Genomic DNA, 16,088 nt, shown 5'->3' with positions numbered 1-16,088 from the left:
CAGCCATAAACAAAATCCACTGGAGTCGACTGAAAGTGAAACAAGGAAACGTTCTGAAGAGCCTTCTTGCCGGCGCGCTAGCGTCAATGCTGGTAGGGGCGGGAGCCTGTGTCGCCGCGGAAAGCGCTCATACGCAGTTCGAAATAACCCAACACTACGGTCTAAGCGGCGCAGATCACTGGGATTACGTGGCATACGATCCGGTGCGCCACCATCTGTTCGTCAGTCGCGACACCCATGTACAGGTGGTCGATACGCGCACCGGCAAGCTGTCTGGAGAGATCGAGAACACCGAGGGCGTGCACGGCTTCGCATTCGTACAGGATCGCAAGCTTGGCTTCATTACCAACGGCCGGGCGAACACCATCACTGTCATCAACCTGGATACGCTGAAGGTGATCGACACGATCAAGGCGGCAGGCCCCGACCCCGACGGCATCCTGTACGTGCCGGCGTTGCAGCGGGTATTCGTCAGCAACGGGCATGACAACAGCGTGAGCGCAATCGATGTGGCCAGCCGCAAGGTGGTCGCGACCATGCCGGTGGGCGGCAAACCGGAGGCGCTCGCCGCGGATAACCACGGGCACGTCTTCGTCAACGTCGAGGACAAAGGCGAGATCGTCGAGATGGACGGCAACGCTGGCGCAGTGCTTACGCACTGGTCGATCGCGCCGTGCGAGGAACCGACCGGGCTCACCATCGACACCACGCAGGAGCGCCTGTTCACCGTTTGCGCCAACCAGCGCATGATGGTGATCGACTCGACCACAGGCCGTCACGTGACGGAGGTGCCGATTGGCGGTCACCCCGACACCGCCGCATTCGATCCCGCCTTGAAGCTGGCGTTCAGCTCGAATGGCGCGGACGGCACGCTGACGATCGTTCACGAGGACGATGCCGATCACTATTCGGTGGTGCAAAACGTTCAGACGCTGGAAGGCGCAAAGACGATGGCCCTCGACGCCAAGGCTCATCGCGTGTATCTGGTGTCGTCTAAATTCGGCCCTGCGGAGGCGGCGACGGCAGACAATCCCCATCCTCGTCCAGCGGTGATTCCGGGGACGTTCGAAGTGTTGGTGGCGCAGCGTAAGTAGTGGCTGAAGACCGCCGGGCATCCTCGCCCGGCGGACGTAGTCGTCTGGGGGGGCGCACCTCATTCGACAACCTGGCGTGCAACGCAGGGCGCAATACATGACGCGAACCCGTCGCGCAGACGCCCCCATGCCGGATATCATAGTGATCTTCGCCCGACATTCCCGTCAGGCTCACGATCAGGGTGGCCCGTCTGGCGCTGCCCGAAGCGAAGTCATCTATGAATACCACCCCTGACGCTATCCCGCGCCCCGCCATGCGTTCCCTGACGCCCATCGAAGCGCGCGTGCTGGGTGTGCTCGTCGAGAAACAGCACACGGTGCCGGACACCTATCCGCTTTCGCTCAACGCGCTGACCGCGGGTTGCAACCAGAAAACCGCGCGCGCTCCGGTGATGAACGTCAGCGAGGCCGAGGTGCTCACCGCCATCGATAGTATGAAACGCCTCAGTCTCGTGCTGGAAGGCAGCAGCAGCCGCGTGCCGCGTTTCGAGCACAACATGAATCGCGTGCTGGGCATTCCGAGCCAGTCCGCCGCACTGCTCACGGTGTTGATCCTGCGCGGTCCGCAAACGGCCGCGGAATTGCGCCTGAACAGTTCGCGCCTGCATGACTTCGCTGATATCTCGTCGGTTGAAGTGTTTCTGGATGAACTTGCGGCGCACGAACCGGCACGCGTGGTGAAGCTGCCGCGTGCGCCGGGTGGACGAGAGCATCGCTGGGCGCATCTGTTGTGCGGAGAAGTCAGCGTGAGCGAAGAGGCCGCGCGTGGCGGCGTTGCGGAAGACCCGGCGGCATTCGCCGAGGTCGAGACACTGCGAGCGGAAGTGAAGCGTCAGGGCGAGGAGTTGGTGCGCCTTCAGACGCTCGTCGAGCATATGGCTGCGGAACTGGGCATCAGCCTCGATAAATTCTCGCGCGAGCCCTGACCGTCTGCGACGCTCAGTCAATTCTTTGCGATTGTTTGCAATTTGCAACTCAGCGCAACTCAGTCGCCCGGAAAGTCGCCGAAGGGGTTTTCCGCTTCCTTTGCTTCCGTGCGCAGATTGTATTCAGCGCGTACCGCCTGGAGCACTGCTGCAATGTCCCGCTCGAATCCTGCGGCGTTGCCGAAGTGCTTCATATCCCAATTGCAGCCGGTTTTGTCGGGCTCTTGCAGCTGCGGACGAGGAACGCGAATCTTGACGCCGTCTTCGACGACTTCCTGAAGACGATGCAGTCGCCGGTTCACTTCCTGCTGTAGCTGGGACGCGTTGAGTGTCTTGCGTATCATGTTGAAATTCGCCTCGAAATCTCAGGCTATATGGTACCGGAGGAGACATCACCATGAACACATTCCGCTTTCAGACCGTGCCGACGCTCGTCGTCGAATATGGCGCCGCACGTCGCCTCGGCAGTTTGCTGCGTGAGCAGTTTCCGGCGCTGACGCGCCTGTGTGTTGTCACGGATAGCTTTCTGCATCGCAGCGGTCTGTTGAATCCCGCCCTGGCCGATCTCGCCGCCCACGGCTGGCAGGTCACCGTGATCGACGATGTGATCGCCGATCCGCCCGAACATATCGTGCTGGAAGCCACTTCGTGGGCGCGTGACGCAAACGCCGAGATTGTGCTGGGCCTGGGCGGCGGCTCCTCGATGGACGTGGCGAAGCTGCTGGCCGTGCTGGTGCCGCAAGACCAGCAAACGCTTGGCGAAATGTACGGCGTCAACAAGGTCGAAGTGGCGCGCTTGCCGCTCGTGCAGATGCCTACCACGGCAGGCACTGGCTCCGAGGTGACCGCGGTTTCGATCGTCACCGTTGGCGAAGCGAAAAAGATGGGCGTCGTGGCGCCGCAGCTGATCGCCGACCTGGCCATTCTGGACGCAGAACTCACGCTCGGACTGCCTGCCGCTGCGACCGCGGCGACCGGCATCGATGCGATGGTGCATGCCATCGAGGCGTACACGTCGGTGCGTCTGAAGAACCCAATCTCGGACATGCTTGCCGTGAAAGCGCTCCAATTGCTGTCGAGCAATCTGCTGCCTGCCTGCGAGAATGGCCAGGACCGCGCGGCGCGCGAGGCGATGCTGCTCGGCGCGACGTTTGCCGGTCAGGCCTTCGCCAACTCGCCGGTGGCGGCGGTGCATGCGTTGGCCTATCCGATCGGCGGTATCTATCATGTGCCGCATGGTCTTTCCAACGCACTCGTGCTGCCGCACGTGCTGCGCTTCAACGCGGAGGCGGCGGCGCATCTGTACGCCGAACTAGCCGGTGTGATCGTGCCGGCAGCGAGCGGTAGCGACGCTAGCCGTACCCAGGCCTTGATCGAGCATATAGAACACCTGATTGCCGCGACGGGGATACCTGCGACGCTGCGGGCGGTGGGCATCGAACGTAGCGGTCTCGAACGGATGGCCAGCGACGCGATGCTGCAGACGCGCTTGCTCGTCAATAATCCCCGGGTCGTTTCGGAGGCCGATGCATTGGCTATCTATACTTCTGCATTCTGATTCACCCGAGTTGCTGAGGCCGCCCGCGCACTGCTACATTTGCAGCGCGCGGCGGCCCGCCGCGCATGCCACGCTGTAGAAAACTCCAACCAGATAAATCATGCGCTCACTATTTGCTCGCTGCTTCTTTGGGGCTGTTTTATTCCTCGCGGCATTGTCAGGCGCGTGCGGTGGCGGCGGAGGCACGCAGAGCTCTTCCGGCAGTTCCACCGGCAGTGCCGGCACGACTTCCAGCGCCACCAGTGCGGTCACGCTGAGCGGCTCGACCAACGTGTCGATTGCGGCCGCGCGAAACCTTCCGGCCTCTGCGGTGTGGGCGGTGTACTACGGCACCGCGGCACAAGCCAATCCTACCCAACTGGCTTCGAGCTTCAACGTGATCGTCATCGACGCCGATCCGGGCACGGGCAGTCCCAACTTCACGCCCGCGCAGATTACCGCGCTCAAGGCAAAAGGGGCGAAGGTGCTCAGCTATCTGAACGTCGGCGCCTGCGAGACCTGGCGAACCTACTGGACAACGGTGCCCGCCGGCTTCGAGTCCTGCGGCGCGAATACAGCGGCCCAGCTCGGCCAGTACAGCGGCTACTCGGACGAGTACTGGATGAACGTCGGCAATGCAGCCTATCAGAACCTGATCGTCAACTACGTTGCGTCGCGCCTTGCGGCGACGGGTGTCGATGGATTCATGCTGGATAACATCGAAATCGTGGGCCACGGCGCGAATGCAGCGCAGGGCCCGTGCAACGCCGCTTGCACGCAAGGCGGTCTGGACCTGGTTGCGCAGCTGCGCACGGAATTCCCAAACCTGACGATCATGCTGAACAATGCGCCGACCTCGGCCCTCAGCGGTTCAAGCGGCGGCGTGTCGTTCCCGATGCTCGTGGATGGCAACTTCGCCGAACAGGTATTTCTGCCGTCGCTGGATAGTTCGCTGTTGCAAGAGCTGCAGACGTGGAAGAGCACGGAGGGAAAGTTACCGCGCAGCGCGTTCTTTACAGGAACGCTCGACTACGTCAGCAGTTGCTCGGACAGCACGGACGCGCAAAACGGCTGGAATGCCAGCGTCGCGGCCGGGTTCAGTCCGTCGATCGCCACCTCCGCGCTTGATCAGGTTTGCTGGTGGTCGTTCTTGCCGGCAGTGACGTCGAACTAAATTTGGGCGGTCCGCATCTTCGTTCGCTCGAAGATTGCTGCGCGGTCAATGCACCTGTGGCACGAGTTCAAGCCGGTGCACCGTAGCACCCGGCAAGAACGGCGTGGTGTCGCCATGTACCCACGCCTCATGTCCCGCCAGAAAGTACGGTGAGAGCGGATTGCCGGACTGCCCGCCCGGCATCTCGAAGATACCCTCCTGCTCGCGTCCCGGCGACACGATCATCCGCTCAGACGCGCCGAACGAAGGTGCCTGCACGCGCGGCATGTTGAAGTCGCCCGGCAGCGGATCGCGTGGCGCAGCGAGCCAGCCGCGTATCCACGGTAGCCAGCCTGGGACGATCCGCGCGAACGGATGTTCGATGGCCGCGCGGTTGCGATCGCCCCAACGCGCATCCGATACGTTCACGTCCGGCGGTAACTGGTCGATTGCGTGGTCGACACGGTTGAGCATGAAGGCACGCCAGTTGGCGACGCCATCCGGCACCCATGCCTGATGGGCGGCGAGCGCTTCCATGACCGCTTCGTAGCGTGAACTTGCAGCGCGAAAGCCCGTCTGCGGGTTGTCTGCGTTATTGCCAAAGCTCGCCGGGATATCTTTGTCGAGCTTGCCGAACCATGCGTCGTACAGCGAGAAATAGAACGCGCGAACGAGACGGTAGCCAATGGCGTCTGCATCGGCGCGGCCGTTCCATGCGAGCACCTGACTGCGGAATTCGGCGCGCTGCGGATGGTCGCGCAACGCATCGGCATCGAGCGCAGAGAGGGCGAGACGGCGCCAACTGTCTATCCATAGCGCGCGGTCGTCGGTCTGGATAGCCAGCATGTCGTGCTCGTTTGCATGTGGCAGCGCGAGCAGGTCATCGCGAATCTGCGACGCACGCGCACCGAGGTCGGCGCCGGCATCGCCAAGCAGCCCCGCTTCGGTGGGTGGCAGCGTATGGTTGTTCGCGGTCCACAAGCGTCCAAGCGGCGGGGCGATTCGCGAGGGGTAATTCGCCGGTTCGAGATAGCCTTGCCAGCCCTGGTAGGTGGCGGAATCAAAGGGCAGATCGTCGAACGAGTTGCTCGCGGCTGTCGCGCCGCTGGTCCAGTGCGGCAGCGGTCCAGCCAGCGTCCAGCCTATCTTGCCGTGCGAATCGGCGACCATGAAGTTCTGCGTTGGAATGCCGCTGGTTTGCGCCGTATGCAGCGCGTCCTCGACGCTGGTGCTGTCTTCGAGCCGCTGCAGGTTGACGTTGACGGCCTGCGCGTCGTGGGCAACCCAGCGCAACGCAAAAGTGTGCGAACCGACCACGATCTCGGGACCCCATTGCGTATCGGCGACCGCCAGGTCGACCGACGCGCCACCCTTCACGTCGATGCGTTCGTGATGCACCGTTGCACTTTGCCAGCTGCCGTCGGGAGTCTTGTATTGCAGCGGATCAGCAGGGTTGCGCTGCAGTTCGATCAGGTCGATGAAGCGGCCGTAGCTGTTGGTGAAGCCCCAGGCAATCTGCCCGTTGCTGCCGGCGATGACGAGCGGCGCACCAGGCAGGCTGACTCCGGTTATGTGCCGCGGATGCCCGTCCGCACCTGGCCACGTGAGCGACAGGCGATACCAGATGTTGGGCAGCGAGAGCCCCAGGTGCATGTCGCTCGCGAGGAGCGCGCCGCCTTGCGCGCTGTGTGCGCCATCGACCGCCCAGCCGTTGCTGCCGATCATCGAATTGCCGGCCATCAGGTCGCTGTAGGCGAGATCCGTCGCAGGCAACGCAATGCTTGCGGTCTTCGACGCGCGGAGCCAGTCGGGGCGAGTGGCGGGCGGTGTCGCGAGGTCGACGGGGGGAGGCTTGGCGACGTCGAACGGTGCGTCCCAATGGCTTGTTGCTGGCAGCAGGAACGCGAACAGATCGGCGGGTACACGCTGGCGCAGCGCCGCGCGCGAAAGAATGCGGCTGACCTCGCCTGACTGGAGGTCGAAGTACATTGCGTAGACGACGAGGAGGGTATCCTCGGGCCGCCAGGCGGCCGGCTGGGTACGCAGTACCCAGTATTCGAATGGACGCGAAGCGAGCGACGCTAGGCCGTCGTTGACACCCGCTGTGTAGCGGTCGATCAACGCGCGCTGGTCGGCGGGCATGGCGTCGATCAGCGCGCGGGCGCGTTCGCGGAAACGGTTCGGCCGGTTGCGGCGGTCGAGGTCGAGCGCGGGCGCCCCGACTAGCGCGGCCATCTCGCCTGCCGCGACGCGGCGCAACAGGTCCATCTGGAAGAAGCGATCCTGCGCGTGCACGAAGCCGGTGGCATAGGCTACGTCCGCCCGTGTATTGCCATGCAGGGTGGGTACGCCGAGCATATCGCGTTCGACCGTGACCGCGGCGGAGAGGGCTGCTGCGTTATGCGTGCCGTCGAGTTGCGGGAGGCTGGCGCGTAGCGTCAGCCAGGCCGCGAGTACGATCGCGGCGAGGATCAGGACGAGGACGTAGAGCGAGCGAAGCAACCAGTTGGCGCGCGGCTGTCGGAAGGAAAGGCTCGGGCGATTCATCGCTGATGACGCATGTTGTGATTGCGGTTAGATGGCGCGGGCACATGCACCGATGGCGTATGACCATAGCACGGGCAGGTTTTTCGGTGTGGTTGGTTCTTGGTGCAGCGGGTCCTGTTCGTACGAGACTTTTCCCTGGCTATACTTCATTCTCCCGGTTCAATTAAGGGTGTGGTCTATGCGCACATCTTCGACCCAAGGCGCCGTGCTCCTTCTGATCGACCTGCAAAAGGCGATTGATCATCCTGACTGGGGTGTTCGGAACAACCCTTCTGCTGAGGCGCAAATCGGCCGACTGTTGACTCGCTGGCGTAAAGAGAAGTGGCCGGTATGGCATGTGCGGCATGATTCCCTTGAGCCTGCTTCCCACTATCGCCCTGGACAGTCGAGCCACGATTTCAAACCCGAAGTCGCTCCGTTACCCGGAGAGCCGGTTATTCCGAAGCGCACCAACAACGCGTTCATTGGCACAGGTCTAGAGGATCGCTTGCGTGAGGGCGGCCATACAGTGCTCGTAGTTGTCGGCGTGATTACAAATAACTCCGTCGAAGCCACGGTGCGCATGGCAGGTAATCTCGGCTTCGAGACCTACCTTGTCGAGGATGGCTGCTTTACATTCGGCCGCGCGGCCTGGAACGGCCGCATGTGGAGCGCGGAAGACGTCCACGCCATGTCGCTCGCGAACCTGCATGGAGAATATTGCACTGTGGTCTCTGCCGACCAGCTGCTAAACGACGCGGCTTAAGCGTGCACGGTCAGTCGTTATCTGCGGCGTATTGTTTGTCGAGGCGATCGAAGAGCGGCTTGTCGACCAGGCGCTGGCGCTCGTTGAACGGAGCCAACAAGGTCGGGTCTTCGTCGAGCTTGCCTTCGTCGCGCAGCACGGCAAGTGCTTTTTGCATGCCGAGCACCGCGCTCTGCAACGCTGCATTCGCATACAGTACGATGCCGAACCCCAGCTCCGCGAGTGCGCTCTGCGGCATGACCGGGGTTTTGCCACCCACCACGATGTTGATCAGCTGAGGTGTGCTCAACAGGGTCGGCAGGCGTTTGATTTCGTCGAAGGTTTCGACCGCCTCGACAAACAGAATGTCCGCACCCGCCTCGGCAAAACGATGCGCGCGTTCGATGGCCGCCTCGAAGCCATGAACAGCGCATGCATCGGTGCGCGCAACGATCTGGAAATTCGCATCTTCACGCGCGTCGACAGCGGCGTGTAGTTTGCCGACCATCTCGCTCGTCGAAATCACGGCCTTGCCTGCGAAATGGCCGCATTTCTTGGGGCTGACCTGATCTTCGAGCTGGATCGCGTCGGCGCCGGCCCGCTCGAGCATCCGCACCGTTTGACGCACGTTGAGCGCGTTGCCAAAGCCAGTGTCCGCATCGACGACGAGCGGCAGATCCACGGCATCGCGAATCCGCGAGGTGTGTTCCGCAATGTCACTCAGGCCGATAAAGCCGAGGTCGGGCAAGCCGAACGACATGTTCGTGACGCCCGCGCCAGTGATATAGAGCGCGCTGAAACCGGCATCCGCGACGACGCGTGCGCTCATCGCATTGAAGGCGCCGGGCATGAGCAGGGCGCGGCGTTGCTGGACGGCCTCGCGAAAGGCGGCGCGCCGCGCCGCGGATGACTGTGACATGGCTGATCTCCCGGAAGATGGAGAATGAGTATGCAGGATTTACGCCGATCCGGCATCAGGCAGCGGGTTCGATCCCCTCGTCGATAATCGGCCGGCGGGCCATGAACCAATAGAACAGCGCCGCACAGCCGGCAATGATGCCGCCCGAGATGAAGGCGAGGGCATACGAACCGGTGCGGTCGACGATAAACCCGGCCACGACCGGCGAAAAAGCCCCGCCAAAGTAACCGCCGAAGTTCTGGATAGCGCTCACCGACGCGACCATCGACGACGGTGCGATATCGGCTGCGAGGGCCCATGCCGAGCCAACCACGGCAGACACGAAGGCGAGACCAACGGTAAACAACGTCAGCGTCACGTTGAGGGAGTGAGTGAAGGGCAACGCGACCGCGCACACGGCGGCGCCTGTCGCGCAGCAGGCAATCAGTAACCGCTTGGCATCGATCGGCGCCGCGAGATGGCGATCGACGATTTTCTTCGCCAGATAGCCGACCGCGATCTCGCCGACCGCGCCGCCGGCCCACGGGATGCCCGCATACACGCCCAGTTGTGCGAACGAGATATGAAAGCGATCGAGCAGATACAGCGGTAAAAACACCAGAAAGATGTTCCAGAGCCAGATGGTGCAGAAGTAGCCGAGGATCATTCCCCAGACGCTGCGGCGCGTGAACAGCGAACGCCACTTGACTGACGACGTCGTCAGCGAGCGTTCATGACCGCCGCCACCTGCTTCGATGTAGGCGCGTTCTTCGTTCGAGAGACGCCGGCTGTCCACCGGGTTGCGATACAGCATCAGGAACAACAGCGCAAACGCGATGCCGAACGCGCCTGTCACGTGGAACAGCGAGCGCCAGCCGAATGCGATCATCAGCGCGACGAGCATGGCCGGCGCAAGCGCCGGTCCCCACTTTGACGACGAATCCCACACGCCGGTCGCAAAGCCTCGCTCCTTGGCCGGAAACCATGCCGCGGTGATTTTCGCGGAGGTCGGCCAACACGGTGCTTCGCCGACGGCAAGCAAGGCGCGCATGACCAGCAAGCCGGACATCGAACCCACTACACCCGTTAGCCACGTCGCGACGCTCCACCAGATCATGCCGAGCGCGTACGCGCGCTTCGCGCCGAAGCGGTCGATCACCCAGCCTGCGGGCAATTGCATCACGGCATACGTCCACGCGAACACGCTTCCGAGCAGGCCGATCTGCGTGCGTGTCAGGCCGAGTTCGTGAATCATGCCGGGCGCGGCGATCGACAGGCTCGCGCGGTCCATGTAGTTGATGATGCCGCCGATCAGCAGCCAGATCACGACATGCCAACGGTAGTTGAGGCGGGTGGTTCCTGCCGCAGCAGCGGATACGTGAATGCTGGGTTCGTCCAAAGCTTGTCTCCGTTCGCATGGCCTTTGGCGGCCATTCATTGTCGTTACCGGCGTCTGTTCCGGCATTGTGCAACGCGAGGTGGATTCGCGTGCGCAAAGCGACCAGTGTACGGACGGAAACCGGCTGGCTCCAATCAGCAAACCGTATGGGCCGATACCGTTTGCGTTATCGGCCCCCGGTGCTTGGTCCCGCTCACGCGACTTGGTCGCTTTCGGACAAGAAATGCGTGATCTGGCGGGCGGGAATGGCTAGGGAAAAGACTTTGTGGTGCGGCGGGTATGCCTATAAAGTATGCCCGTCGGCCCTTCGACAGGGCCGCTGGCTGGCACAGGCGGACGAGGAAGCCACCAGGCAATCAGGTGAAAAGAAGAAGGGAATTCGTAAGGTTTTCGGCCTTTGAGGCAAACTCACGGCAAACGTTATTTCCTTTCATCGGATACGTTGTTGATCGTAGTAACGTATCGGATTATCTTTCGCCCGCTTACATCGATTTTTGAGGCGCTTATGTCCACGGACGCAGACACAATCACCGATGAACAGGTTGCAGCAATCGCGGACCGCATGGTCGAAGAAGGCAAACGGGTCTCCCCGGTAACGATCTGGTCGGAGGTTCGCGGAGGATCGCTGGTTGCGATCGTCGCGGCCTTGCAACGCTGGCGCGAAGCGCGCGAGGACAAAACCCTCGAACTGCAACTGCAGACCGGCTTGCCGGGCAGCCTCGCTGAAACCGTGATGAGCGCCGCCTCCCGGATCTGGACCGCATCCCAGGAGACGGCAGAGCAGGCGTTTAACCAGCGCCTGACGGTAATGGGCCAGCATCTGGAGTCTGCCTTCGCGGATCGGGACGAGGCGCACGCTGAGTACCAAAAGATGTTCGAAGAAGTCGAGGCGCAGCGCGAGCGGCTTGATGCCCTGACGAATGCGCTGAGCGCTGCGGAACAGACCGCCGCACAACTGGGTTCGGAACTCGCGGCGGCGACGAGTCGCGCCGAAGCGGCTGAGGCGCGCGTCGAAGAACTCGCACAGCGTGTGTCGATTGACGAGGCCAGCCTGGAAGCGACGAAAATATCGCTCGACGAGGAACGCGCAGCGCGCGAGGAATTGGCCTCAGTTGTCGCCAGCAAGACCGATGAGATAGTGCAGATCAGCCAGGAGCGTGATTCCGCGCGCCAGGAAGTTGCGACGTTGGGTGAGACCTGTCGGGCGAAATCGCAGGAAGCGGAAAGGTGGTCGCAGGAGTCGAGCGAGGCCACAGCGCGGGCCGAGTCGGCTGAGGCGCGTATAGCGGAGCTGGTGCAGCAGGCATCGGTGGACACGGCGAATCTCGAAGCCACGAAGGCGTCGCTCGACGAGGAACGCAAGGCGTGCGAAGACCTGGTGGCGGTTGTTTCCAGCAAGAGCGACGACATAGCGAGGCTCACTCAGGAACGCGATGACGCACGGCAGGAGATCGCGGCTTTGAGCGCCACGTGCCAGGCGAAGTCGGACGAAGTGGACCGGCTGTCAGCGGAATCGAGCGCGGCTTCGTGGCGCGCGCAAGCTGCCGAGGCGCGTATCGAGGAACTTGTGCAGCGGGCGTCGGTGGAAGAGGCGAATCTGGAACTCACCCGGACTTCGCTTGAAGAAGAACGCAAGGCACGCGAAGTGTTGGCGGCGGCTGTCGCAAGCAAGAGCGATGAGGTCTTGCAAACTGCTCAGGAGCGCGATGCTGCGCGGCAGGAAGCTACCACGCTGACCAATGCCTGCCAGGCGAAGTCAGACGAAGTGAACCGGCTGCTAAACGAGTCAAGCTCACTGGCATGGCGTGCGCAAACCGCGGAAACGCGTATTGAGGAGCTCATGCAGCGCGCGTCGGTGGAAGAGGCCAGCCTTGCCGCTACACAGACGACACTTGAAGAAGAGCGCAGGGCGCGTGAAGAGTTGGCCGCGGTTGTGTCGGGCAAGAACGACGAAATAGCGCGGATTAGTCAGGAATACGATGCACAGCGGCAGGAGGTCGCGACGTTGCGCGACACGTGTCAAACGCAGTCATCCGAACTGAACCGGTTGCTGCAGGAGTCAGGCTCGCTCACGTCGCGCGCCCAGGCAGCCGAGGCTCGCTTGGAGGAACTTGCCCAGCGTGTGTCGGTGGAAGAGGGCAATCTGGAAGCCACCAAGGCCTCGCTCGAAGATGAACGCAGAACACATGACGAATTGACTGCGGTTATTGCCAGCAAAAACGATGAAATAGCGCGGATCACTCAGGAGTACGAGTCAGCACGGCAGGAGGTCGCAACGCTAAGCGCCGCTTCTCAGGCGAAGTATGACGAAGCGAACCGGCTGTCTGATGAACTCAGTGCGACCTCTTCTCGCGTTGACGCCGCCACCTCGCAGGCGAACGAGAGCTTCGCGCGACTCGCCGCGCTGGAGATGGAACTGAACGAGGCGCGCGCGGCACTGGCGGCGGAACGCGAAAACGCTGCGGCGCGAATCGATGGGGCATCGGCTCAGATCGACGAATTGCGGCGCATCACCGATGAACTCGACGAGACCCGCAAGCAGGTCAGCGCGTTGAGCGAAGCGAAAACGGCAACTAGCGCGGAACTGGACCGGCTTTCGCAGGACGCCTCTGCCGCGCGGGAGCGGGCCGAGGCGGCCGAACGGCATGCCGCGGAACTGGAGCAGCGTCTTGCGGAGCAGGCCGATGCTGCCGCCAAAGACGATCAACCTGGGCGGCCAACCGGTGCGCCATCGGACGGCACGGAGAGCGCGGACGAAGTTGGCGCGTTGCAACGCCAGATATCGGCCCAGGCCAAAGCCCACGCAAAGGCGCTCAGCGAACTGCGCACTAATGCCGAACAATGGGTGGCGCACGCGAAGGAGCTTCGACAACGGCTTGGCCAGGCTAGCGAGAAGATCTTGTTCATCGATGCACGCAGCACCGGAGAAGTTGCGCTGGTACGGCGGCTCTCGTCGGAACTGGAACGGCTCAAGCCGGATCACGAGTTGATCGCACGGGATGCGCAGCAACGGCTGATCGGCGCGACGATGGCCCAGCAACTTGCGCAGAAGGGCTACCGGTATGACCCGAGTACGGCGGTCATGTCGAAGGTGGAGGGGTGAGGGACGGGCCCATGCTGTCAACGTAGGTTGACGCAAGGTCGAGAATTTTGTCCATACTATGCGGATGTCTTCGCGGGGACGCTAGTCTTAGGGGTGTCTGTTAGCCGGGCCGGCCGCTCATGGCGGGTTCGCGGACTGCGGCACCCGCACGCCAACGTGGCGCGGTCCACAGATCAATGGCACTATTGTCGCCGCACTGCTAGATTTCTACTCAGCCGAATCACTGTTCGGAGAGATCGATGGCCGACCGACCGACTTCCAACGCGTCCACGGCGCGTTCGCTGGTCCTGATTGCAGTCGTGGTGGTCGTGCTGGTCGCGGCCTTCGCCTTTACGGCCGGTTGGCTATCGCCAGACCGCCTGACGCCGGCCAGGATCGTCAACGCCCTGGCGCCACCGGGCGGCGCGGCGCTCGGCTTCCGGCGCAATCATGCCAAGGGCATCTGTTTTACCGGCACTTTCGAATCGAATGGCACGGCCGCGGCGCTTTCCAGGGCGCCGATGCTCGCGGCCGGCTCGTTCCCTGTCACCGGGCGTTTCAATCTGGCTACAGCGGACCCCAAGGCGCCAGACGCCACGGTGCGGGTGCGCGGCCTCAGTCTGCGCATCGTCGCACCGGATGGTAGCGAATGGCGCACCGCCATGATCGACGCGCCTTTCTTCGCGGTCTCCACGCCGCAGGCCTTCTACGGTCTGCTAAAGGCTTCGGCCGACAAGAGCGATCCGGATGCCATGAAGAACTTTATCGCCGCGAACCCGGAGTTCGGCAATTTCGTCGCGTGGGCCGGCAGCGCGCCATGGACGGGTTCTTTTGCGCAAGAGCGGTACAACAGCCTGAACAGCTTCATCTTCACCAATGAGGCGGGACAGGACCAGGCCGTGCGCTGGTCGTTCGTGCCGGCGGCGCAACCCGAGGCTGTGTCCCCTGACCAGTTGAAGGCGCGTGGCGACGGCTTCCTCGACACCGATATCACGCAGCGGGTGCATAACGCGCCGCAACGATGGACGCTCGTCATCACCGTGGCCAATCCTGGCGATCCGACCGCCGACCCCACCAAGGCCTGGCCGGAGGATCGACGCAAGGTGGAAGCGGGCACGCTGGTGGTGAGCGCCATCGAGCCTGAACCTGACGGGCCGTGTCGCGATCTCAACTTTGACCCCACCGTCCTGCCGCCAGGCATGCACGTGTCGGACGATCCGTTTCCGGCCGCCCGCTCAGCCGCCTATGCCGTCTCGTTCGACCGGCGGACCGCTGAGGATAAGGACTATCCGCACACCCCAGCGGCAGGAGCCACGCCATGAACCCGATCCATGATCGCTTTACACCGTTGCAGCGCGCGCTTCACTGGCTCATGGCAATCTGCATTCTGGCGATGTTGTTTATCGGTGTCGGGATGGTGTCGACTGTCCGCCCCGACTATCTCTCGCTGGTATCTATTCACAAGCCGCTGGGTATCGTGATTCTCGTGCTGGCGCTGGTTCGTCTCGTGGTCAGGTTGGCGTATGGCGCGCCTCCGCTGCCGGCCTCGATGCCGGAACCGATGAAACTCGCCGCGCGCCTTTCGCATCTCGCGTTCTATCTGCTGATGATCGGGCTACCGTTGATCGGCTGGGGCATGTTGTCGGCCGCGGATTATCCTGTCGTGGTCTTCGGGGTACGTCTGCCATCGATCCTGCCGCATAGCAACGGCTTGCACACGCTGCTCTGGAACGCGCACAGGGCCCTCGCGCTGTGTTTCTTTGCGCTGATCGTTCTGCATCTGGCAGCGGCGCTGTTGCACGCGCTGGTTAGACGTGACGGTGTCTTTGAGGCGATGGCGCGCTGGCGGTGAGGCGTCTATCGAGGTGATCAGGCGTCAAAGATACTCGACGTTCCCGTCGACGCTGATTGCCTGACCCGAGATGTTGCGGCCTGCGGGCGACGCCAGGAAGAGCGTCAACGCGGCGATGTCCTGGACTGTCACCATGCGTCTAAGCGAGATCTTCTCGAGGTATTCGCCTTTCATCGTGTCGAAGCTGACGCCGAGAGCATCCGCACGCGCGGAGATGACGCGATTCATGCGTTCCCCTTCGACGACGCCTGGCAGGATCGCATTGACGCGCACGTTGTTCGGCCCAAGTTCGATTGCCAAAGATTTAACCAGGCCGACGATGGCCCATTTGGTGGACGCATAAGGCGTGCGATACGGATAGCCCAGTCGTCCCGCCACCGAAGACATCGCGATGATGCACGGGTCCGACGACGTTTTCTTTAGCACCGGCACCGCTTTCCTGAGGAAATAGTACTGGCTGTTGAGGTTCGTCGTGATGGTGCGGTCCCATTGGTCCGCGTCCATGTCTTCCACGGCCCCGGTCGGTCCGGCGATTCCCGCGTTGTTGATGAGGATGTCCAGGCCGCCGAGTTTGGCGTGTGCGTCGTCGACGATCCGGTCCACCTGTTCACGGTCTGCAACGTCAGCAACGCCCACATGGAGTTGCGGATTGTCGGTTTTCGCCTTGTCGACGGCTGCGGGGTCGATGTCGCAAATGTAGACGTTGCAACCCACTTCCACAAACGCCTGCGCGATCGCAGCGCCGATGCCAGTTGCTGCGCCCGAAATCAATACGCGAAGTCCGGGGGATGGTTTGAGAAGGTCAGCTGTCCTCATACATTTCCTTGATGGTGAGCGTTGATCATCGGGGTAACGCGCATCGCTTCAACGCGATGC

Annotated in this window: 13 protein-coding genes; 8 read left to right on the top strand and 5 right to left on the bottom strand. The window is 62.5% G+C overall.

All coding sequences use genetic code 11. From position 1 onward, the window contains the following. The first annotated feature begins 35 nt into the window (after positions 1–35). A complete protein-coding gene (locus tag P3T20_RS16275; RefSeq protein ID WP_429287355.1) occupies positions 36–1,094 on the top strand; it encodes a YncE family protein in 1,059 nt (352 codons plus the stop codon). Between the two features lie 218 nt (positions 1,095–1,312). Continuing rightward, complete coding sequence (locus P3T20_RS16270; protein WP_074267018.1) at positions 1,313–2,020, top strand: YceH family protein; 708 nt, start codon at positions 1,313–1,315, stop codon at positions 2,018–2,020. A gap of 59 nt (positions 2,021–2,079) precedes the next feature. Here the strand turns inward: P3T20_RS16270 and P3T20_RS16265 are convergent, their stop codons facing one another. Then, positions 2,080–2,364 (bottom strand): hypothetical protein, encoded by a 285-nt coding sequence (locus P3T20_RS16265; RefSeq protein WP_074267019.1) that lies wholly within the window; start codon positions 2,362–2,364, stop codon positions 2,080–2,082. A 53-nt stretch (positions 2,365–2,417) separates the two neighbouring features. Between P3T20_RS16265 and P3T20_RS16260 the strand changes: the two genes are divergently transcribed. Together P3T20_RS16260 and P3T20_RS16255 are read left to right on the top strand one after the other, a co-directional pair. Next, a complete protein-coding gene (locus tag P3T20_RS16260; protein ID WP_074267020.1) occupies positions 2,418–3,578 on the top strand; it encodes an iron-containing alcohol dehydrogenase in 1,161 nt (386 codons plus the stop codon). A gap of 100 nt (positions 3,579–3,678) precedes the next feature. Further along, a complete protein-coding gene (locus P3T20_RS16255; RefSeq protein WP_429287354.1) occupies positions 3,679–4,731 on the top strand; it encodes an endo alpha-1,4 polygalactosaminidase in 1,053 nt (350 codons plus the stop codon). Between the two features lie 45 nt (positions 4,732–4,776). Here P3T20_RS16255 and P3T20_RS16250 read toward each other — a convergent pair whose 3' ends face one another. Next, positions 4,777–7,257 (bottom strand): penicillin acylase family protein, encoded by a 2,481-nt coding sequence (locus P3T20_RS16250; RefSeq protein WP_429287353.1) that lies wholly within the window; start codon positions 7,255–7,257, stop codon positions 4,777–4,779. Positions 7,258–7,435: 178 nt separating this feature from the next. Here P3T20_RS16250 and P3T20_RS16245 point away from each other — a divergent pair, with 178 nt between their 5' ends. Further along, positions 7,436–8,002 (top strand): cysteine hydrolase family protein, encoded by a 567-nt coding sequence (locus tag P3T20_RS16245; RefSeq protein ID WP_429287352.1) that lies wholly within the window; start codon positions 7,436–7,438, stop codon positions 8,000–8,002. Between the two features lie 10 nt (positions 8,003–8,012). Here the strand turns inward: P3T20_RS16245 and P3T20_RS16240 are convergent, their stop codons facing one another. Both P3T20_RS16240 and P3T20_RS16235 read right to left on the bottom strand, forming a co-directional pair. Then, complete coding sequence (locus tag P3T20_RS16240) at positions 8,013–8,900, bottom strand: isocitrate lyase/PEP mutase family protein (protein ID WP_429287351.1); 888 nt, start codon at positions 8,898–8,900, stop codon at positions 8,013–8,015. Between the two features lie 55 nt (positions 8,901–8,955). Beyond that, positions 8,956–10,278: an MFS transporter gene (locus P3T20_RS16235; protein ID WP_429287350.1), complete on the bottom strand. Its 1,323-nt coding sequence runs from the start codon at positions 10,276–10,278 to the stop codon at positions 8,956–8,958. Positions 10,279–10,783: 505 nt separating this feature from the next. Between P3T20_RS16235 and P3T20_RS16230 the strand changes: the two genes are divergently transcribed. The 3 genes from P3T20_RS16230 to P3T20_RS16220 all read left to right on the top strand — a co-directional run bounded on the left by P3T20_RS16230 (position 10,784) and on the right by P3T20_RS16220 (position 15,212). Beyond that, positions 10,784–13,381 carry a DNA-binding protein gene (locus P3T20_RS16230; protein ID WP_429287349.1) on the top strand — a complete coding sequence of 866 codons (2,598 nt, stop codon included), beginning with the start codon at positions 10,784–10,786 and terminating at the stop codon, positions 13,379–13,381. 239 nt (positions 13,382–13,620) lie between these two features. Further along, on the top strand, positions 13,621–14,682 hold the full coding sequence (locus P3T20_RS16225) for a catalase family peroxidase (protein ID WP_429287348.1): 1,062 nt from the start codon (positions 13,621–13,623) through the stop codon (positions 14,680–14,682). Further along, positions 14,679–15,212 carry a cytochrome b gene (locus P3T20_RS16220; RefSeq protein ID WP_074267027.1) on the top strand — a complete coding sequence of 178 codons (534 nt, stop codon included), beginning with the start codon at positions 14,679–14,681 and terminating at the stop codon, positions 15,210–15,212. Before P3T20_RS16225 ends, P3T20_RS16220 begins: the two co-directional genes overlap by 4 nt. Before the next feature lie 24 nt (positions 15,213–15,236). On the opposite strand, the gene P3T20_RS16215 is transcribed toward P3T20_RS16220, so the two are convergent. After that, a complete protein-coding gene (locus tag P3T20_RS16215) occupies positions 15,237–16,028 on the bottom strand; it encodes an SDR family oxidoreductase (RefSeq protein WP_429287347.1) in 792 nt (263 codons plus the stop codon). Positions 16,029–16,088: the final 60 nt, after the last annotated feature.

The sequence above is a fragment of the Paraburkholderia sp. GAS206C genome (assembly GCF_050435645.1).
Classification (GTDB): domain Bacteria; phylum Pseudomonadota; class Gammaproteobacteria; order Burkholderiales; family Burkholderiaceae; genus Paraburkholderia; species Paraburkholderia phenazinium_B.
The sequence above is the reverse complement of the archived record's forward strand: the minus strand, read 5'-3'. Positions and strand labels throughout refer to the sequence as shown.